This window comes from Exiguobacterium sp. BMC-KP (assembly GCF_001275385.1).
Lineage (GTDB): Bacteria > Bacillota > Bacilli > Exiguobacteriales > Exiguobacteriaceae > Exiguobacterium_A.
This window is the reverse complement of sequence record NZ_LGIW01000015.1, coordinates 1,505,022-1,525,559: the sequence shown is the minus strand read 5'-3', so window position 1 is coordinate 1,525,559 and position 20,538 is coordinate 1,505,022. Positions and strand designations below refer to the sequence as shown.

Sequence of the window (20,538 nt, the reverse complement as noted above, 5' to 3'; positions counted from 1 at the left end):
ATTAGTGAAGGGAGATTTCTTAATCATGGAAAAAACATTCAAAGTCATCGCGGATTCAGGCATTCACGCTCGTCCGGCTACTCAGCTCGTCAACACAGCTTCTAAATTCCAATCAGACATCAACTTGGAATACAACGGGAAGACTGTCAACTTGAAGTCAATCATGGGTGTTCTTTCACTCGGAATCGCGAAAGATTCAGATATCAAAATCGTTGCAAACGGTGACGATGCTTCTGAAGCAATCACGACTCTTTCAGATATGCTGACAAGCGAAGGTCTTGCTCAGTAATCCTGTAATCGTACATTCTCGGACGCCGGTCTTGCACCGTCGTCCTTTTTTGTTACCATAAGAGTAGTGAGAAAGAGGTGGAGAAGAGTGAATCGAGCGATTGGAGTACTAGATTCCGGAGTCGGTGGTTTGACGGTCGCACGTGAATTGATGCGACAGTTGCCCCATGAGCGAATCATTTATGTCGGGGATACTTTACGGTGTCCGTATGGACCACGCCCTGAAGAAGAGATTCGTGAGTTTACGTGGGAGATGATTGATTATCTCGTACAACAAGATGTGAAATTGATCGTAATCGCCTGTAACACAGCAACGGCTGTTGTTTTAAAAGAAGCGCGAGAACGTTTAAATATACCTGTTATCGGTGTCATTGATCCGGGTGCGCGAGCAGCCGTCAAGGTGACGCGTACGAAACGAATTGGTGTCATCGGAACGAAGATGACGATTACAAGCAATTCCTACGAGAAGGCGTTACGCCACGTCGAAGGGCAAGTCGTCGTTGAATCGTTAGCTTGCCCACCGTTCGTTCCGCTCGTTGAGTCGATGCAAACGGATGGTGCTTACGTTGAGCGTGTCGTCGCCAATACGTTACGACCATTGATAAATTATGATATGGATACATTGATTCTCGGGTGTACGCATTATCCGCTTCTAGCAGATGTGATTGGACGGGTCATCGGACCAGGCGTCCAGCTGATTTCTTCGGGAGACGAGACGGCACTTGAGGTAGCAGCACTACTTGATTACAATACGATTTCAGCAGATGTGACACAAATACCGGAACATCGTTATTATGCAACAGGCGATATTCGTTCATTTGATCAGATTGCGACGGACTGGCTCGATCAGCCGATACACGCAGAACGCATCGTGCTTGGAACGGAGGAAGATTAAATGCGAATAGACCAACGAACGGCGGATCGTATCCGACCTGTTCAGTTATCGATTGATATCAATAAACACGCAGAAGGTTCGGTTATGATTGAACTGGGCGATACAAAAGTTCTCTGTACGGCAACCGTCGAAGAAAGAGTGCCACCGTTCTTGCGCGGTAAACGCCAAGGCTGGATCAACGCGGAGTATTCGATGTTACCGCGGGCAACCGCTCAGCGGACAGCACGAGAAGCCGTTCGTGGTAAGCAGACGGGACGGACGATGGAAATCCAACGTCTGATTAGCCGCTCGCTTCGGGCGGTCGTCGATTTAGAAAAACTTGGCGAACGAACGATCTGGATCGACTGTGATGTCATTCAAGCAGATGGTGGCACACGGACCGCATCAATCACGGGTGGTTTTTTAGCACTCGTCCGAGCGGTCGATCAATTGATTCAAGCCGGGAAACTGACGGATACACCCATCAAGGAAGGTATCGCAGCGATTTCGGTTGGAATCGTTGAGTCGAATGTCTTGCTCGATCTTTGTTACGAAGAGGATGCTGCGGCTGAAGTCGACTTCAACCTCGTCATGACGTCATCTGGTAAAATCGTCGAGATGCAAGCGACGGGAGAAGAATCAACATTTTCTCGTCAAGAGATGCTCGATATGCTCGAACTTGGGGAAAAAGGTATTAAGGAACTGATTGAAGCCGGTCGTGATGCACTCGGTGTGTCATGGTGGTATGTAGGAGAAGAAGTGGGGGAACATAGATGAAAATCATCGTTGCAACACATAACGCGGGAAAAGTGAAGGAACTCGAAAGTATGCTCGGGCGTCTCGGTTACACGGTCGAGTCGTTACTTGATCACGCGGATGCACCAGAAACGGATGAGACGGGTGAAACATTCGAGGAAAATGCACTCTTGAAGGCAACAGAAGCTGCAGCGTACTTCGGTCATGCGGTACTTGCTGATGATTCAGGTCTTGAAGTCGATGCCTTAAACGGGGCCCCAGGAGTTTACTCGGCACGATTTGCTGGGCTTGCAAAGTCGGATACGGCAAACAATGCCTTGTTACTTGAGAAATTACACGATCTACCGGAAGAAAAACGGACAGCACGTTTCGTTTGTGTACTTGCTCTCGCAAAACCCACAGGTGAGACATTGACGGTTCGCGGCACGATGGAAGGGCACATCGGTTTTGAGGCGAAGGGTTCGAACGGTTTCGGTTATGATCCGTTATTCGTCACGGAGAGCGGAAAAACTGCTGCTGAGTTGACGAAAGAAGAGAAAGCAATGATTAGCCATCGTGGCAATGCATTGCGTAAGCTCGAACAGGATTTAACTACTTTCTTAGGAGTGTGATGAAGATGAGAGCGTTGATCGTTAGTGATAGCCATGGACTAGAACAAGAATTGCTTACGATTTTCGAACGTCATCAAGACGTGGATGTAGCATTTCATTGTGGAGACTCCCAATTGACGCGTGACATCGAATCATTATATCCATATCGTGTTGTGCGAGGAAATTGTGATTATGGACACGACTTTCCGGAAGAAGTCACGTCAGAGATGGACGGGCGTGCGGTACTTTGTGTTCATGGGCATCGGCAAGACGTCAAATATAGTCTAGATGTTCTGCAGCACCATGCGAACGAAAAGAAAGCTGACATCGTGTTGTATGGTCATTCTCACGTCGCAAAGGCAGAATATCGAGATGGTGTCTTATTCATCAATCCAGGATCGATTCGGATGCCACGCCATCGACCAGATAAGACATATGCGATTCTAGAAGTGGATCAAAACCGTTATTCTGTCGATTTTCTTGATGTAAATGGTGACCCGGTAAATGCGCTCCATCTGGACGGAACATTTTTGTAATAAAATAAATGCAATATTTGTAATGTGATTGACACGAAAGAATTGTTCTAGTATAGTTTATTCGTGTTGACACGTCCCAATAGCTCAGCAGGATAGAGCAACGGCCTTCTAAGCCGTCGGTCGGGGGTTCGAATCCCTCTTGGGACGCTATAATTAAAATAGAGACTGCCCTTACGAGGGTGGTCTCTTTTTTTTATTCCGATTTTCGATTATAATTAAGGTATCATGAACTCGAAAGGGATGAATGCGATGTGGAAGAAAGTTGGAGCAGTCCTAGTACTAAGCACGTTTCTTGCTGGATGTAGTGAGATTTCAAATACAGTCGACGATGCAAAGCAACAAGTGAATGATGTGAAGAATAGTGTTGATTATGCAGGAGAACTCCAAGGGATTGCGAAAGACACGGCACAAGTTACGTCAGATTTATCCGCTTCTTTGAATGAGGCCGCTACAACAGCACGTGAATCGGCGAATCCAGAACAAGCACTGGATCAACAAATCGAGAAGTTGAAGGAAAACGGAACAATTGATCAATTCAATCAAGAACTAGATCAAATCGATCAACGCTTAGCGGGGCTTGAAAATCCACCGCAAGAGTTGCAGAATTTAAGTGCAAAACTGGAACAGTACGTGAATCAGTCGGAAGATATCACACGACTTCTTGAGACAGACGTCTCTCTTGATACGTTAAATCGTCTTGGCATTGAACAAGCAGGGAAACTGCAAGAAGCAATCACGAACTGGACATCTTTACTCGATCCGTTTACGAAATAAGCAGTTTTAGTATAAAGGAGTGACGGAATATGGGGACATCGCGCTGGATGGAACATGAACTCGAAGCAGCACAAGCGCGGATTCTTCGCTTGACCGCTTCTGAGCAAGAACAATTGATTGTGGAATTAGAGACGGATCAACTGACAGGAGAAGATGTCTTATACCGACTCTATATCATTCAACCACTCTTACTGAACGATCGTGAACGATTTGAAACTGTAGCAGAACGATTTCTTAACGTTGAGGGTGTTGAGCAAGTGCTCGCACTCTTTCTTTATGAGCTGGGAGAACGCTATCCGATGAAACTCGCACTGCGCTCGGCATCACCCTACTTACCGTATGGATTGGCGCTTCGATTAGACGAGATCAAACAGCAGATGAGCGTTCGAAAACAAAAGTCGTCTACGGTTCAGACGAGTAACATGACGCAGTGCCCGGTTGCGCCCGGAACAGAGCTGATGCATGTGTTACGACATGGGAATTGGGTTGAACAGATGCGCTGTCTGACGGGTGCTGAATTCGAACGAACACCTTCGCTCATGGAATACATCACAGACAAGTATTTTCATGCTCAAGAGACAGCGCATCAAAGTCTACTCGTCATCGATCAATTATTAGGAAGCGTGCTTGATCATTTGACATATCCGACAATGATTCAGGTGCCACACTTAGATGTAGACTGGACGATTTCATCACGCCAAGATTTAGAAGAAGTGTTGCTTGCCCATCAACAGGAGCAACAAGCGTTACTGGAATCGATTCACATGTTACAACGAATGGATCCGTTTCGAGCATTGCTCGTCTTAAGGTCGGATCAATTGGTTCATCTTGAAGAACGAGAGCTCATCGGATCAGATATGGAGAATTGGTTCTCGGCGTGCGAAGAACTCGCAGGTCTAACATTTGAAACCGAAGACGCGGGACGTGTCTTAAGTCCGCTAGCACAGCAGTTATATCGAGCGTCACATATTCTTTATCCGGAAGTCATCGCATTCGAGCAAATTTACTTCGATTGAGACATCTGGAAACGATTCGTTCAACAGTGGTAATCGTCAGAACGATTGTGCTATAATGTGACTTGTTGTACACACATGTACGCTAATTGACAATTTTGGAGGGACTCAGCATGACTGCAAAATGGGAAAAACAATCAGGTAGCCTCGGCGTCCTCACGTATGAAGCGCCTGCTGAAGCATTTGATAAAGCGGTAGACCAAGCGTTCAAGAAAGTCGTTAAGACTTTGAACACACCAGGTTTCCGTAAAGGAAAAATGCCACGCGCAATGTTCAACAAAATGTACGGTGAAGAAGCACTGTACCAAGATGCACTCGATATCCTTTATAAGGACACAATCGAAGGTGCAGTCGTCGAATCAGGAATCGAGCCAATCGCGCTTGAAAACATCGACGTTGAAACACTCGAAAAAGGCAAGCCAGTAGAATTCAAAATCACGTTCGTCATCGAGCCTGAAGCTACACTCGGTGAGTACAAAGGTCTTGAGTACACAGCAGTTGAAACGAACGTTACTGACGAAGACGTCGACGCTGAACTCAAAACATTACAAGAACGCGGTGCAGAACTCGTCGTTAAAGAAGATGGCGTCATCGAGAATGGCGATACAGTCGTATTCGACTTCGCAGGTTTCGATGGGGAAAACCAATTCGACGGCGGAACTGCTGAGAACTACTCACTCGTCATCGGTTCTGGAAACTTCATTCCTGGATTCGAAGAGCAGATGGTCGGTTTAAAAACTGGCGAGCAAAAAGATCTTGAAGTGACATTCCCTGAGGAATACCACGAAGCATCACTCGCTGGAAAACCAGTTACATTCAAAGTAACAATCCATGAAGTCAAAGCTCAAGAGCTCCCTGAATTGACAGATGAGTTCGCTAAAGAGATGGATGAAGAAGTTTCTTCACTCGACGAGTTGAAAACAAAAATCCGTACACGTCTCGAAAACACACGCAAACAAGAAGCTGATGCTTCAATGCGCGATGAGTTAGTCGAAGCGGCTACGAAAAACGCAACAGTTGATCTTCCAGAAGTCATGGTCGAAAACGAAGTTGAGCGTATGGTCCAAGAGTTCACACAACGTATTCAATCACAAGGTATCGACCTCAACATGTACTTCCAGTTGACTGGAACGACAGAAGAGGCAATGCGTTCTGAAATGAAAGAGCAAGCGGAAGAGCGCGTTAAAGCACGTCTCGTCCTCAAGCAAATCGTTGCTGACGAAAAAATCGAAGTAACAGACGAAGAAACACAAACTGAACTTCAATCAATGTCAGAACTCTACAACATCCCTGCAGATCAACTTGAAACGATGCTTGCACCACAAGGTGGACTTGAAACGCTTAAAGGCGATCTTCAATTCCGTAAAGCTATCGATGTTCTCGTCGACAACGCAAAAGCAAAATAAGCCATTTCATGGTTTTCGATCGACTTCAAGCCCAATTTCTGGTCTTGGAGTCGATTTTTTTGTACGATAGGTCAAACAAGGACAAACAATCCTTGGTTCAGGACATCAAACTGTAAATCGTTCGTCCAGGATTTGAAAGACTTTCCTTGTTCATGCTACAATCATAAATAGTAAAACGTGAGACGGGATGCTACAGGCGTCCATACAATTTCCACGTTAAAGGGGTGGACCTTTATGTTTAAATTCAACGAAGAAAAAGGTCAGCTAAAATGTTCTTTCTGTGGAAAGACACAAGAACAAGTACGCAAACTTGTTGCTGGACCTGGCGTTTACATTTGCGACGAGTGTATCGAACTCTGCAATGAAATCGTAGAGGAAGAACTCGGTACAGAAGAAGAAGTCGAGCTAAAGAATGTTCCGAAACCGCATGAAATTCGTACGACACTTGACGATTATGTCATCGGTCAAGAGAAAGCGAAAAAATCGTTATCTGTAGCGATGTATAATCACTACAAACGAATCAATGCTGGTGGTCGCGCGGATGATGTCGAGCTCTCAAAATCGAATATCGTCATGATCGGGCCAACAGGTAGCGGTAAAACACTTCTTGCCCAAACGATGGCACGTATCTTGAACGTACCGTTTGCGATTGCAGATGCAACAAGTTTGACGGAAGCAGGTTATGTCGGTGAAGACGTCGAGAACATCCTGTTGAAACTCATCCAAGCAGCGGATTACGATGTCGAGAAGGCTGAAAAAGGAATCATTTACATTGATGAGATCGATAAGATTGCTCGTAAATCAGAAAATCCATCAATCACACGTGACGTTTCCGGTGAGGGTGTTCAACAAGCCTTGCTGAAGATTTTGGAAGGAACGGTTGCAAGTGTACCGCCACAAGGTGGCCGGAAACATCCGCATCAAGAATTCATCCAAATCGATACGACGAACATCTTGTTCATCGTTGGTGGAGCATTCGATGGTATCGATCAGTCCATCAAACGTCGTCTCGGTAAAAAAGTCATCGGCTTCGGAAACGATTCAGAGAACCGTAACCTCACACAAAAAGAAATTCTAGCAGCTGCATTGCCAGAAGATCTTCAAAAGTTTGGTTTGATTCCTGAGTTCATCGGTCGTTTGCCAGTCATGGCGACACTCGAGCCACTGGATGAAGAGGCACTTGTTCAAATCTTGACGAAACCGAAAAACGCCCTCGTTAAACAATATAAGAAAATGCTTCAACTTGATGATGTCGAACTCGACTTCACGGAAGATGCACTTCTTGAGATTGCGAAACTTGCGATCCAACGTAAAACAGGTGCGCGTGGTCTTCGTTCGATCATCGAAGAAACTATGCTAGATATCATGTTCGAAATCCCATCGCGTGAAGACATCGCGAAAGTCATCATTACAGCAGAAACGTTGACTGGTAAACGTGGTCCAACGCTTGAGTTGAAAGATGGTACAATTGAACATGGGAAAGAAAAAGAAACGGCGTAACACCGTGACAAATCGGCTCGGAGGCTACTTGTACGCCTTTCCGAGTCTTTTTGTTTAGGAGGAATTCGAATGAAGAAAAAACAATATCCACTTTTACCTTTACGCGGTGTCGTCGCGTATCCGTTAATCGGGTTGACGATTGATGTAGGGCGTCCCGTGTCTTTAAAAGCATTATTAGCATCAAAGGAACACGAGATTGATCTCGTCGTCGTCACGCAACGTGACCCGGAAGCAGAGCCGTCTGTTGACGGATTACATCAAGTCGGTACACTCGTCCAAATCGCGAAGATGAGCGAACTGGGTAATGATACGGTTCGTGTCCGTGTCATCGGGAAGGAACGCGTCCGGATTGAAAATGTCGAAGAGACAGACGAAGGCTACCAAGCCGTCATCGAACCAATCGAGAAGATGGACATCAAAGGGGCAAAACAAGAAGCGCTCGTCCGTCTCATCAAAGAACAGTTTGGTCAGCTCGTTTCCCGCATCAAAGGCATCGGAACGGATGAGCGTCGTCGCTTTGAGACCTATGAACGCCTCGATTCACTGACGGACTATATCACGTCGAAATTACCGATCGATATCTCGAAGAAACAGGAGTTCCTTGAACAACAAGATCCTGTCGAGCGAGGATTGATGTTGCTTGACGTCATGAAACATGAATATGAAGTCGTCGAACTCGAACGTGAGATGCGTGAGCGGACGAAGAAGACGATTGAACAATCACAACGCGAGTATTACTTGCGGGAACAATTGAAGACGATTCAACAAGAACTCGGCGGCGAGTCCGCTTCTGTTGAAAGTGATGCAACGAAATACCGGGAGCAGTTAGCGATGCTTGATTTACCAGAAACGACGGTTGCGAACGTCGAGAAGGAAATCAGTCGTTTAGCCGTCGTACCAGCGACGAGTCCGGAACATGGTGTCATTCGCAACTACCTCGAATGGTTCTTCTCGTTACCGTGGAACGAAGCAACGGACGATTTCTTGAACGTCTCAGCAGCTTCGGAACAGCTCGACGAGGACCATTATGGTTTAGAGAAGGTCAAAGAACGGATTCTTGAGTATCTTGCTGTTCGTCAGTTGACGGATTCGCTACGCGGTCCGATTCTTTGTCTGTCTGGACCTCCAGGAGTCGGGAAAACGTCACTCGCACGATCCATCGCAACAGCACTCGAGCGGAAATTCGTTCGTGTCTCACTTGGTGGTGTACGTGACGAAGCAGAGATTCGGGGACATCGCCGGACATATATCGGTGCAATGCCAGGGCGAATCATTCGGGGCTTAAAACAAGCAGGAACGAACAACCCAGTCTTCTTACTCGATGAAATCGATAAGATGTCAAACGACTTCCGTGGCGATCCGTCGTCCGCAATGCTTGAAGTCCTTGACCCGGAACAAAACAACAGCTTCTCGGATCACTATATCGAAGAACCGTTCGATTTATCGAATGTCCTCTTCATCGCGACAGCGAACGATGTCTCGAATATTCCAGGACCGTTGCTTGACCGGATGGAACTGATTCAAATCGGTGGCTATACGGAACAAGAGAAGACGGAAATTGCTGTTCGTCACTTGTTGTCAAAACAACTTGCTGAGCACGGCTTGAAAAAGAGTCAATTGACGGTCAAAGCAGATGCCCTAGAAGAAGTCGTCCGGCGTTATACACGAGAAGCAGGTGTTCGGAATCTCGAACGCGTTCTCGGATCACTTTGTCGGAAAGCGGCGAAACAAATCGCGATGGGTGAGAAGAAGCGTGTGACGGTGACGAAGCGTAATCTAGATGATTTCTTAGGTAAGCCGATCTACCGTTATGGTCAAGGTGAGCTCGAAGATATGATTGGCGCAGTGACTGGTTTAGCGTATACTGCTTTTGGGGGCGATACGTTGACGATCGAAGTCAGCCTTGCTCCGGGTAAAGGGAAGTTGCAGTTAACTGGGAAACTCGGAGACGTCATGCAAGAGTCGGCTCAGACCGCGTACAGCTTCGTCCGAGCGAACGCGACTTCACTTGGCATCGAACCGAACTTCTACGAAACGCAGGATATTCACATTCACGTTCCTGAAGGTGCCGTACCAAAAGACGGTCCATCTGCTGGAATCACACTCGCGACGGCATTGATTTCCGCCTTGACGAAGCGTCCGGTACGCCGTGACGTCGGGATGACAGGTGAAATCACGTTACGTGGACGTGTCTTACCAATTGGTGGATTAAAAGAGAAGTCGCTCGCAGCGCATCGTGCTGGTTTGACGACTGTTCTTCTACCACAAGATAATACGCGGGACATCGATGATATCCCGGAAAGCGTCCGCGCAGGAATGGAATTTATTCCGGTCGCGACGATGGAGCAAGTGCTCGAACATGCATTAAAAGGAGAGTAACATGAAAATTTATAAAGCTGATTTTATTACGAGTGGCGTCAATCCGGAACATTATCCGGAGCCATTGTTGCCAGAAGTGGCACTCGCAGGACGATCGAATGTCGGAAAGTCCTCTTTCATCAACAAATTGGTCCAACGTAAAGCGCTCGCGCGGACGTCTTCAAAACCAGGTAAAACACAAACATTGAACTTCTTTAACATCAATGATGAAGTCATGTTCGTCGACGTACCCGGTTACGGGTATGCAAAAGTATCGAAGACGGAACGCGAAGCGTGGGGCAAGATGATGGAGAAGTACTTCACACAACGCGAAATTCTCAAAGGTGTTGTCCAACTCGTCGATATTCGTCACGATCCTTCTGCGGATGATGTAACGATGTATGATTTCTTGAAGTATTACGATCTACCGGTCATCGTTGTTGCGACAAAACTCGATAAAATCAAAAAGAGTCAACGTGATAAACATATCGCGGCAATCAAACGTAAGTTGCAATTTGACGGTCAAGATACCTTGATTCCCTTCTCATCTGAAACAGGAGAAGGCGTCGATGAAGCATGGGAAGCGATTTATCGCTTGCTATAAATTTATTTTTACCCTATGAAATCAGTAAGATTTCGTAGGTTTTTTTTATGTATTTTACATATGATATGTTTTATGAAAAAACTATTATTTCGTAATATAGTGTGTGAAAATAACTATAGTTATCTAATAAAAAGGAGAGTGAACAGTTTGGATTTGCTTCGAAACAAATGGTTTAAAGTATTAATCTGGATCTTAGTGATTTTTCTCGTCATCTGGGTTGGAACGAAGATCTCATTTTTATTCCAGCCGATTCGTGTCATGTTGGCATTAATCTTCCCGCCACTGATCATCGCGGGGATCTTCTATTACTTTACGCTCGGTATCGTTGATGCGTTACAAAAGCGGGTCAAAAAACGTGGACTTGCCGTGCTGATCGTCTTGCTTGGTTTCATTACGATTCTGACGATTGCCGTTGCGTCGATTGGACCGATTTTAGTCGAGCAGGTGACAGATTTTGCAACGAGTATTCCGACGCTCGTCGTCGAATTGCGTGATCAAACTTTAAATTTACGCGATCAATTGATGAACAATCGTTTCATCTCGACATGGGTACACGAGAATACGGACTTATTTGACAAGTGGACGAATGAAGCAACATCGTATATCGGTACGGTCTTTAAGTCCGTCTCGACGTCAGTTGGAACGATTTTCGGTGTCATCTCTTCGACCGTCTTAATCATTGTCTTAGTGCCGTTCATCTTAGTCTACATGCTGCTCGATGGTTATAAATTTCCAGACTCCGTCGTGAAACTGTTGCCGAAAAGCTATGAGACGGAAACACGTAAAATCTTGCACGACATGCATGTGACAGTAAAACACTACGTCAACGGACAGGTCATCGTCTCGATCTGTGTTGGTGTGATGTCATTGATCGGTTTCTTCATCGCTGACATTCAATATGCGTTACTGCTTGCCTTATTCTGTACGGTCACGAATATCATTCCGTACCTCGGACCTTACATCGGTGCTGTTCCAGCAGTCATTGTTGGCTTCATCGATGATCCGATTAAGGCGGTCTATGCGATCATTACGATCGTCGTAGCACAGCAAATCGAATCAAACTTGATCTCGCCTTATGTTCAAGGGAAAACGCTCAAGGTTCACCCGTTAACGATCATCATCGTCTTACTCGTTGCCGGAAAAATTGGTGGCATCATCGGTGTTATCTTAGCGGTTCCGACATATGCAGTTTCAAAAGTTGTCGTTCAGAACATCGCCCGGATCTACCGTTTGCGTCAACAACGTCTCGACGTACCAGACGTGACGGTTTCACCCGAATCATTGAAGTAAGTGTAACCCTCTGCTCTTTTTAGGAGCAGGGGGTTTGTGATTTTTACGAGAGAGGGATAAGGTAGAAGAAGAGAAAAAATGAAGAAGATTTCACAACTTCGACTCATTTTAGTTTATAAATTGATTGGAATCTTTTTTATAATGGTTATAATGTAGGATAGAGAACGAAAAGATAGATCGGAACGAAATCTTTGGACGTAAGGGGTAGAGCGCATGCATATCGTAGTGGTCGGCTTGAATAACAAAACAGCGCCAGTATCAATACGCGAACAAGTCTCATTCGGGGAGCATGAGATGAAGGGAGCGGTCGTCGCATTGCGCGATGAAAAAAGTATTTTTGAGAGTGTTATCGTCTCGACATGTAACCGGACCGAATTATATGTCGTAACGGATCAACCACATACAGGACGTTATTATACAAAACGTTTCCTCGCGAACTGGTTCGGTTTGACGATGGAAGAACTCGAACCGTATCTCTTCATTCACGAAGGATTCGATGCGATGAAACACCTGTTCCGCGTAACAAGTGGACTTGATTCCATGATCGTCGGTGAGACGCAAATCTTAGGTCAAGTCAAGACGAGCTTCTTCATGGCACAAAAGCTTGAAACAACAGGAACGGTCTTTAACAAACTCTTTAAAGAAGCGGTCACGCTCGCCAAACGGGCTCACGCAGAAACTGGAATCGGTGAAAATGCCGTTTCTGTCAGTGCTGCTGCCGTCACGCTTGCCGAACAGTTACTCGGATCGCTTGAAGATAAATCAATCGTCGTCATTGGTGCGGGAGAAACCGGCGAACTTACGACGCTCAACTTATATGAAGCTGGTGCACGTGACATCACGGTCTTTAACCGGACGTTAGCAAAAGCAGAAGAGGTCGCGAATCGGTTCGAAGGATCGGCACATTCGATTAATGAGATGCAGTGCGGTTTGCTTCGGGCAGACATCGTCATCTCTTCAACGGGTGCAAAACGTGCCATCATTAAACGAGAAGACATCGCGGCAGCACAGCTGTTCCGGCACAATCGCCCATTCCTATTGATCGACATCGCCGTTCCACGCGACATCGAACCGACTGTTGGCGATTTGCCAGGCGTTCATTTATACGACGTGGATGATCTTACATCGATCGTTCAACAAAACATGGCGGAACGGATGAAAGAAGCCGCGAAGATTGAACAACGGATCGAAGCAGCGATTGCCGAGTTTGAAGGATGGATGACGACACTTGGTGTCGTACCAATCATCACGGAACTCCGAGATCAAGCATTACGGATTCAACAAGAAACGATGCAGAGCTTGGAACGGAAATTACCGGAGATGTCAAAACGCGAAAAAACTGTCATCGGCAAACACATGAAATCAATCATCAACCAGTTGTTACGTGAACCGTTGTCTTATATCAAAGATGCGGCAGCGAAACCAGATGCGGATGAGCGGATTGCACAGTTCATGGATACGTTTGCATTAAACGAAGACTTGTTCGAAGGTCTTGAAGAAGACGTTATGACTTCAGAAGAGACAACACCTTCAGCAAAAGCTGTGAATCGATGAACAAAGCACGATTTGTGTTACAATAGAAAATGCATGGGGCGGACTTGTGCCGCCCCTTTATCATTGTACAGGGGGATTTTAGCATGCGAAAAATCATTGTTGGATCGCGAAGCTCGAAGCTAGCGATGACACAGACGAAATGGGTCATTGACCAGTTGAAACAAGCCGGCGCACCGTATGAGTTCGAAATCAAGAACATCATCACAAAAGGGGACCGCATTTTGGATGTGACGCTCTCGAAAGTCGGCGGAAAAGGATTATTCGTAAAAGAGATCGAACAGCAGATGATTGATGAAGAAATCGATTTTGCCGTTCATAGCATGAAGGATTTACCTTCTGAATTGCCAGACGGTCTTATCATCGGTGCAACACCGGCACGTGTTGATGCCCGTGATGCCTTGATCACGAAAACAGGAGAAGGTCTTGCTTCCTTGCCGGAAGGTGCGATCGTTGGTACGAGTAGCTTACGTCGCGGATCGCAATTGCTAAAACTCCGCCCTGATTTAAAAATCGAATCGATTCGTGGAAACATTGATACACGACTCGATAAATTAAAAAATGGTCCGTTTGACGGGATTCTGCTTGCAGCAGCTGGTCTACAACGGATGGGTTGGTCTGAAGACGTCGTTTCGGAATATCTTTCAACAGAAGACATGATTCCAGCCGTCGGTCAAGGGATCCTCGGTATCGAATGTCGGGAACATGACCAAGAAGTACGTGATCTCTTGCACCTGATCCATGATCAGATGACAGAAAAAGTGGCTTACGCAGAGCGTGCTTTCCTAGCAGCGATCGAAGGTAGCTGCCATGTTCCTGTTGGTGGATTCGCAACGATCAACGAAGACATGTCAACGACACTTGTCGGATTCATTGGATCTGTTGATGGAGAGCAAATCTTACTCGAGCGCGAATCAGGTCTTGATCCGATGCAACTCGGTCAAGATGTGGCCGAACGTTTGCTTGCTTCGGGTGGTCGTGAGATTCTCGCGACACTTCCGGATGACTTATAAGCAGGTTCTGTTTACAGGGAGTCGGCCACCGACGAACGAGCAGGTGGCTCGACTACGCGCATTTGCGATTGAGAGTGTACACTATCCGGTCATTGAAACGCGACCCGTTTCGTTTACGTTGCCTCAGGGAATTGATTGGCTCGTCGTGACGAGTCCGAATGGTGTCCACCGGATTGCTGACGCGTTGTCTGAATTAACACAGACCAAGATCGCGGTCGTCGGTCGAAAGACGGCAGACGTGCTTTTAAAGTACGGACGACAAGCTGATTTCATACCTTCGACTTTTACAGGAGATGCGCTCGTCGAAGAACTTGTGCCACACTTATCTGACGATGATCACATCGTGTTTGCGCGCGGAAATCGGTCGCGTCAAGCGCCAGTCGATCAGTTACGGAAACTGAATCGATTCACGATTGAAGATATCATCACCTATGAAACCGTCACACGTCGACTACCTGAAGCACTTGTCAGAACTGCTACCTATATTGGACTGCAGAGTCCTTCTGCTGTCGAAGCGATTGCGCCGTTAGTCCCACAGACGATATTCATCGTCATCGGGACGATCACGGAGCAAGCAGCAAAAGCAGCCGGACTTCAACCGATCCATGTCGCCCGTGAATTCACGGTTGATGGCATGATTGATCGTATCATTGAGGAGGAATCAGCATGAACACATTAGAATACGCACGTCACCGTCGTTTACGTCATACCGCATCACTCCGGTCACTCGTCCGTGAGAACCAATTGCATAAATCGGATTTGATTTATCCGATCTTCGTCGCTGAAGGCGAAGATATCAAACGCGAAGTCAGCTCGATGCCTGGCGTCTTTAACTTATCACTCGATCATCTGACGGCTGAGATTGAAGAAGTCGTCGCACTTGGAATCGAATCCGTCATCTTATTCGGTGTTCCGCACGACCACTTAAAAGACGAGCAAGGATCAGGCGCGTTTCACGATCATGGGATCGTTCAAGAAGCGACACGTCTCGTTAAAAAGGTTGCACCGCAGCTAACGGTCATTGCCGACACATGCTTATGTGAGTATACGTCAACGGGTCACTGTGGTGTCGTCGCGGACGGTACGGTCGATAATGATGCATCATTACCGCTCCACGTCAAAACAGCGATCTCACAAGCGCGCGCGGGTGCTGACGTCATCGCTCCATCATCGATGATGGACGGATTCGTCGCAGCGATTCGCCAAGGGTTGGACGAGAACGGCTTCAGCCATATTCCGGTCATGAGCTATGGCGTTAAATATGCATCTGCTTATTATGGTCCATTCCGTGACGCGGCGAACTCGGCACCAGGAGAAGGCGACCGAAAAGGTTATCAAATGGATCCAGCAAACCGTCGTGAAGCGTTCCGCGAAGCAACAGCGGACGTTGATCAAGGAGCGGACTTCATGATCGTCAAACCAGCGCTTGCGTTCATGGACATCATTCGTGATGTGCGCGAACGAATCGATTTACCGATTGTCGCCTATAACGTATCAGGTGAGTATGCCATGGTGAAAGCAGCAGCCTTAAACGGTTGGATCGATGAAGAACGAATCGTCCTTGAGACGATGCTTGGCTTTAAACGAGCAGGCGCTGATTTAATCATCACCTATTTTGCAAAAGACATTTGTCGTTACCTGGAGGGGTCGAAATGAGCTTAATTAACCAGAACTCAAAATCAAAAGCAGCATTCGAGCGGGCACTCCCGCTCATGCCGGGTGGCGTTAACAGTCCGGTTCGTGCTTATAAATCAGTTGGGATGACACCGATCTTTGCAGATCACGCAAAAGGTTCGAAGCTCTATGATATCGATGGGAAAGAGTACATCGATTACGTCTTGTCATGGGGGCCGATGATCCTTGGTCACGCCGATCCAATCGTCACGTCGGCAATCCAAGAACAAGCGACACGTGGGTGGAGTTACGGGACACCAACAGAAATCGAATCAGCGATGGCGGAAGTCGTCATTAGCCGTGTACCATCGGTTGAAGTCGTCCGGATGGTCAACTCAGGTACGGAAGCAACGATGGCAGCACTTCGTCTTGCACGTGGATATACAGGTCGGACGAAAATTCTCAAGTTCGAAGGTTGTTACCATGGTCATGGTGACTCGCTCTTAATCAAAGCAGGTTCAGGTGTCGCGACACTCGGACTACCGGATTCACCAGGGGTTCCAGCACAAATCGCTAGCATGACGTTGACAGTTCCGTACAACGATTTAGACGCTGTCCGGATTGCGTTCGAAAAACACGGCGACGATATCGCTGGTGTCATCGTCGAACCGGCTGCTGGGAACATGGGCTTCGTCCCACCAGAACCAGGATTCCTCGAAGGCTTACGGGAAATCACATCAGAAAACGGTACATTGCTGATCTTTGACGAAGTCATGACTGGTTTCCGTGTCGGCTTCCACTGTGCCCAAGGATACTTCGGTGTCACACCAGATATCACATGTCTCGGAAAAGTCATCGGTGGCGGAATGCCGGTCGGTGCTTACGGCGGACGTCGTGACATCATGGAGCAGATCGCACCACAAGGTCCAATCTATCAAGCGGGTACGTTATCCGGAAATCCACTTGCGATGGCAGCTGGTCTAGCGACATTGACACAGCTGAAACCAGAGCACTACGAAGAGTTCGACCGGAAAGCAGGTCGTCTGTCAGAAGGCTATCTGAATGCTGCAACGAAATATAACATTCCGTTGACGACGAATCGGGCGGGCGCGATGTTTGGTGTCTTCTTCACAGATGAGCGCGTCACGAACTTCGAAAAAGCGAAATCATCGAACCTTGAGATGTTCCGTTCGTATTATCAAAAAATGGCGGCACGTGGAGTCTTCTTGCCACCGTCACAATTCGAAGGTCTGTTCCTGTCGATTGCCCACACGGATGAAGACATCGAGCGGACGATCGAAGCTGTCGAATTGACGTTCAAGGAACTCCAAATCGAATTCGGTCGTTAAGCAGTTCTTGACGATTACTTGAAGTCTCGGCTAAAATAAGTAAAGAAGAAAATGGCAACAGCGATGACGGGAAGAGTAGTCCTGTATTCGTACCGGTATAGAGAACACATCCTTGGCTGAAAGATGTGACGGACGAACAGGAGGAAGGTCACCCCACGAGCTGGTATCGTGAGTCTTACGAGCGATATCCGTCCTCCACACGTTACGTGGCTCGAGGGCATTCGATTTTGGATGAACTAAGGTGGTACCGCGGAAAAAAGCAACGGCTTTCTTTCGTCCTTAGCATAGGACGAGAGAAGCCGTTTTTATTATGGACAAAAAGGGAGCGATCAGGATGCAGGAATTATCAATGCCAACGAAGTATGATCCGCAGGCAACGGAAGAAAAATGGTACGACTTTTGGGTGAAAGGTGACTATTTCAAAGCTGATCAGGATCCAGAGAAAGAGCCATACACGATCGTCATTCCACCACCGAACGTCACAGGGAAATTACATCTCGGTCATGCTTGGGATACGACGTTACAAGACATGTTGACACGGATGAAACGGATGCAAGGGTTCGACGTCCTTTACTTACCAGGAATGGACCATGCTGGTATCGCGACTCAAGCAAAAGTCGAACAAAAATTACGGGCAGAAGGGCAATCACGTCTTGAAATGGGTCGTGAGAAATTCCTCGAGCAATCGTGGGCATGGAAAGAAGAGTACGCCTCAACAATCCGTGCACAATGGGCAAAACTTGGTCTTGGACTCGATTACTCGCGGGAACGCTTCACGCTTGATGAAGGATTGTCAGAAGCGGTTCAAGAAGTCTTCGTTAAACTTTACGAAAAAGGCTTAATCTACCGCGGCGAATATATCGTCAACTGGGACCCAGCAACGAAAACAGCAATCTCAGATATCGAAGTTATCTATAAAGACATCGAAGGTGCCTTCTATCACTTCAGCTATCCACTAACGGACGGTTCAGGTCACGTGGAACTGGCGACGACACGTCCAGAGACGATGCTTGGTGATACAGCAATTGCCGTTAACCCGAAAGATGAGCGTTATGCTCACCTTGTCGGAAAAACGATCACGTTACCAATCGTTGGTCGCGAGATTCCGATTGTTGCTGATGATTATGTCGACATGGAGTTCGGTACAGGCGTCGTGAAAATTACACCAGCCCACGATCCGAACGACTTCGAAGTCGGTAACCGTCACGAGTTACCACGTGTCCTCGTCATGAATGAAGACGGAACGATGAACGAGAACGCAGGTAAATACGAAGGCATGGATCGCTTCGAATGCCGTAAACAAATCGTTGAAGATTTAAAAGCAGCAGGCGTTTTGATTAAAATCGAGCCACACTTACACTCTGTCGGTCACTCGGAACGTTCCGATGCAATCGTTGAGCCCTATCTCTCACTCCAATGGTTCGTTAAAATGGAACCACTGGCACAAAAAGCACTTGAGGAGCAACAAGGACCGGACAAAGTCAATTTCGTTCCACAACGCTTTGAAAACACGTATGTACGCTGGATGGAAAACATCCGTGACTGGTGTGTCAGCCGCCAACTATGGTGGGGACATCGGATTCCGGCTTGGTACCATAAAGAAACGGGCGAAGTCTACGTTGGTAAAGAAGCGCCAACTGACATCGAGAACTGGGAGCAAGACAACGATGTCCTCGATACGTGGTTCTCTTCAGCGCTCTGGCCGTTCTCGACGATGGGTTGGCCGAACACAGACGCAGCGGATTATCAAAAATACTTCCCGACATCGACACTCGTTACGGGTTATGACATCATCGCTTTCTGGGTATCACGGATGATCTTCCAATCGTATGAATTCACGGGACAACGTCCATTCCAAGACGCCTTGATCCACGGATTGATTCGTGATTCGGAAGGACGCAAGATGTCGAAATCACTCGGTAACGGGATTGATCCGATGGATGTCATCGAGAAGTACGGTGCTGATTCACTGCGTTGGTTCTTAACGACAGGATCGACACCAGGAAACGACCTTCGCTTCTACTGGGAAAAAATCGAAGCAACATGGAACTTCTCGAACAAATTGTGGAACGCTAGCCGTTTTGCTTTGATGAACATGGATGGTCTAACGTTTGATCAGATTGATTTAACAGGTGAGAAATCACTAGCAGACAAGTGGATCCTGACACGCTTACAGACAACGATCGATGACGTGACACGTCTGTCGGATAAATACGAGTTTGGTGAAGCAGGACGTATTCTTTACCACTTCATTTGGGAAGATTTCTGTAACTGGTACATCGAAATGGCGAAGTTACCACTCAACGGGGAAGACGAAGCAGCGAAGCAGACGACACGTTCGGTTCTCGCCTATACGCTCGACCGGATCATGCGCTTGATGCATCCATTTATGCCGTTTATCACGGAAGAAATCTGGCAGCACTTACCGCATGAAGGTGAAACGATCACACGTGCCGCATGGCCAACACGTGATGCGTCACTCGACTTCCCGGAAGCTGTTCCAGCCTTCGAGGCGGTTCAAAACGTTATCCGTTCAGTTCGTAACATCCGCGCTGAAGTCAACGCACCGATGTCGAAACAGATTCAATTATTCATCTCGACGAACGATGCACGCGTTCAAGACGACTTGTCGTCAAACAGCTCGTACTTGCAAAAGTTCACGAATGCGTCTGAACTCCGGATCGAAGAACAGATGCCAGCACCAGAAAAAGCGATGAGTGCAATCGTGACGGGAGCAGAATTATTCATCCCGCTCGCAGACTTGATCAACATCGAGGAAGAAATTGCCCGTTTGAACAAGGAACTCGTCAAATATACGAAAGAAGTCGAACGGGTCGAGAAAAAACTCAACAACCCTGGCTTCGTCGGTAAAGCACCAGCACATGTCATTGATGAAGAAAAAGCGAAGGCACTTGACTACACGGAAAAACGTCAAGCTGTCGAAGCACGCATCAACGAACTCTCACATTAATAACAGCAGTGGCTCAAGTCTCCTTGAGCCACTTTTTTTAAAGGAGCGAAC

At 47.0% G+C, this 20,538-nt stretch carries 18 protein-coding genes, 1 tRNA gene and 1 other annotated feature; all 19 genes read left to right on the top strand.

The annotated features are described in order from the left end of the window. Positions 1 to 25 precede the first annotated feature (25 nt). The 19 genes from ADM98_RS13745 to ADM98_RS13655 all read left to right on the top strand — a co-directional run bounded on the left by ADM98_RS13745 (position 26) and on the right by ADM98_RS13655 (position 20,487). Positions 26 to 289 (top strand): phosphocarrier protein HPr, encoded by a 264-nt coding sequence (locus ADM98_RS13745; RefSeq protein ID WP_012371023.1) that lies wholly within the window; start codon positions 26 to 28, stop codon positions 287 to 289. An 87-nt stretch (positions 290 to 376) separates the two neighbouring features. Next, entirely contained in the window at positions 377 to 1,183 is an 807-nt protein-coding gene (gene racE / locus ADM98_RS13740) for a glutamate racemase (RefSeq protein ID WP_053453990.1), read from the top strand. Continuing rightward, on the top strand, positions 1,184 to 1,939 hold the full coding sequence (rph, locus tag ADM98_RS13735; protein ID WP_053453989.1) for a ribonuclease PH: 756 nt from the start codon (positions 1,184 to 1,186) through the stop codon (positions 1,937 to 1,939). After that, positions 1,936 to 2,529 (top strand): XTP/dITP diphosphatase, encoded by a 594-nt coding sequence (locus ADM98_RS13730; RefSeq protein ID WP_053453988.1) that lies wholly within the window; start codon positions 1,936 to 1,938, stop codon positions 2,527 to 2,529. The genes rph and ADM98_RS13730 overlap by 4 nt, the downstream gene beginning before the upstream one ends. A gap of 5 nt (positions 2,530 to 2,534) precedes the next feature. Continuing rightward, positions 2,535 to 3,044 (top strand): metallophosphoesterase family protein, encoded by a 510-nt coding sequence (locus ADM98_RS13725; RefSeq protein ID WP_053453987.1) that lies wholly within the window; start codon positions 2,535 to 2,537, stop codon positions 3,042 to 3,044. Positions 3,045 to 3,117: 73 nt separating this feature from the next. Further along, positions 3,118 to 3,191, top strand: a tRNA-Arg gene (locus ADM98_RS13720). A 102-nt stretch (positions 3,192 to 3,293) separates the two neighbouring features. Continuing rightward, positions 3,294 to 3,818: a hypothetical protein gene (locus ADM98_RS13715; protein ID WP_235504901.1), complete on the top strand. Its 525-nt coding sequence runs from the start codon at positions 3,294 to 3,296 to the stop codon at positions 3,816 to 3,818. A 29-nt stretch (positions 3,819 to 3,847) separates the two neighbouring features. Further along, positions 3,848 to 4,834 (top strand): hypothetical protein, encoded by a 987-nt coding sequence (locus ADM98_RS13710; protein ID WP_053453985.1) that lies wholly within the window; start codon positions 3,848 to 3,850, stop codon positions 4,832 to 4,834. Between the two features lie 110 nt (positions 4,835 to 4,944). After that, positions 4,945 to 6,237 (top strand): trigger factor, encoded by a 1,293-nt coding sequence (tig, locus tag ADM98_RS13705; RefSeq protein WP_023468978.1) that lies wholly within the window; start codon positions 4,945 to 4,947, stop codon positions 6,235 to 6,237. Between the two features lie 234 nt (positions 6,238 to 6,471). Beyond that, positions 6,472 to 7,737, top strand: a complete 1,266-nt coding sequence (gene clpX, locus ADM98_RS13700; protein WP_053453984.1) for an ATP-dependent protease ATP-binding subunit ClpX — start codon at positions 6,472 to 6,474, stop codon at positions 7,735 to 7,737. Positions 7,738 to 7,806: 69 nt separating this feature from the next. Beyond that, positions 7,807 to 10,116 (top strand): endopeptidase La, encoded by a 2,310-nt coding sequence (gene lon, locus ADM98_RS13695; RefSeq protein ID WP_053453983.1) that lies wholly within the window; start codon positions 7,807 to 7,809, stop codon positions 10,114 to 10,116. 1 nt (position 10,117) lies between these two features. Continuing rightward, positions 10,118 to 10,699, top strand: a complete 582-nt coding sequence (yihA, locus tag ADM98_RS13690) for a ribosome biogenesis GTP-binding protein YihA/YsxC (RefSeq protein ID WP_053453982.1) — start codon at positions 10,118 to 10,120, stop codon at positions 10,697 to 10,699. Positions 10,700 to 10,846: 147 nt separating this feature from the next. Continuing rightward, entirely contained in the window at positions 10,847 to 11,989 is a 1,143-nt protein-coding gene (locus ADM98_RS13685) for an AI-2E family transporter (RefSeq protein WP_053453981.1), read from the top strand. 213 nt (positions 11,990 to 12,202) lie between these two features. Beyond that, entirely contained in the window at positions 12,203 to 13,543 is a 1,341-nt protein-coding gene (gene hemA / locus ADM98_RS13680) for a glutamyl-tRNA reductase (RefSeq protein WP_053453980.1), read from the top strand. Positions 13,544 to 13,626: 83 nt separating this feature from the next. Continuing rightward, complete coding sequence (hemC, locus tag ADM98_RS13675) at positions 13,627 to 14,553, top strand: hydroxymethylbilane synthase (RefSeq protein WP_053453979.1); 927 nt, start codon at positions 13,627 to 13,629, stop codon at positions 14,551 to 14,553. Then, positions 14,543 to 15,223 carry a uroporphyrinogen-III synthase gene (locus ADM98_RS13670; RefSeq protein WP_053453978.1) on the top strand — a complete coding sequence of 227 codons (681 nt, stop codon included), beginning with the start codon at positions 14,543 to 14,545 and terminating at the stop codon, positions 15,221 to 15,223. The genes hemC and ADM98_RS13670 overlap by 11 nt, the downstream gene beginning before the upstream one ends. After that, the gene (hemB, locus tag ADM98_RS13665) at positions 15,220 to 16,209 is read left to right on the top strand and encodes a porphobilinogen synthase (protein WP_053453977.1); all 990 of its coding nucleotides are present in this window, start codon (positions 15,220 to 15,222) and stop codon (positions 16,207 to 16,209) included. The genes ADM98_RS13670 and hemB overlap by 4 nt, the downstream gene beginning before the upstream one ends. Beyond that, positions 16,206 to 17,516 carry a glutamate-1-semialdehyde 2,1-aminomutase gene (gene hemL / locus ADM98_RS13660; RefSeq protein WP_053453976.1) on the top strand — a complete coding sequence of 437 codons (1,311 nt, stop codon included), beginning with the start codon at positions 16,206 to 16,208 and terminating at the stop codon, positions 17,514 to 17,516. The genes hemB and hemL overlap by 4 nt, the downstream gene beginning before the upstream one ends. A 54-nt stretch (positions 17,517 to 17,570) precedes the next feature. Next, positions 17,571 to 17,800 (top strand) — a binding site (T-box leader). 50 nt (positions 17,801 to 17,850) lie between these two features. After that, positions 17,851 to 20,487 carry a valine--tRNA ligase gene (locus tag ADM98_RS13655; protein ID WP_053453975.1) on the top strand — a complete coding sequence of 879 codons (2,637 nt, stop codon included), beginning with the start codon at positions 17,851 to 17,853 and terminating at the stop codon, positions 20,485 to 20,487. The last annotated feature ends 51 nt before the right edge of the window (positions 20,488 to 20,538 follow it).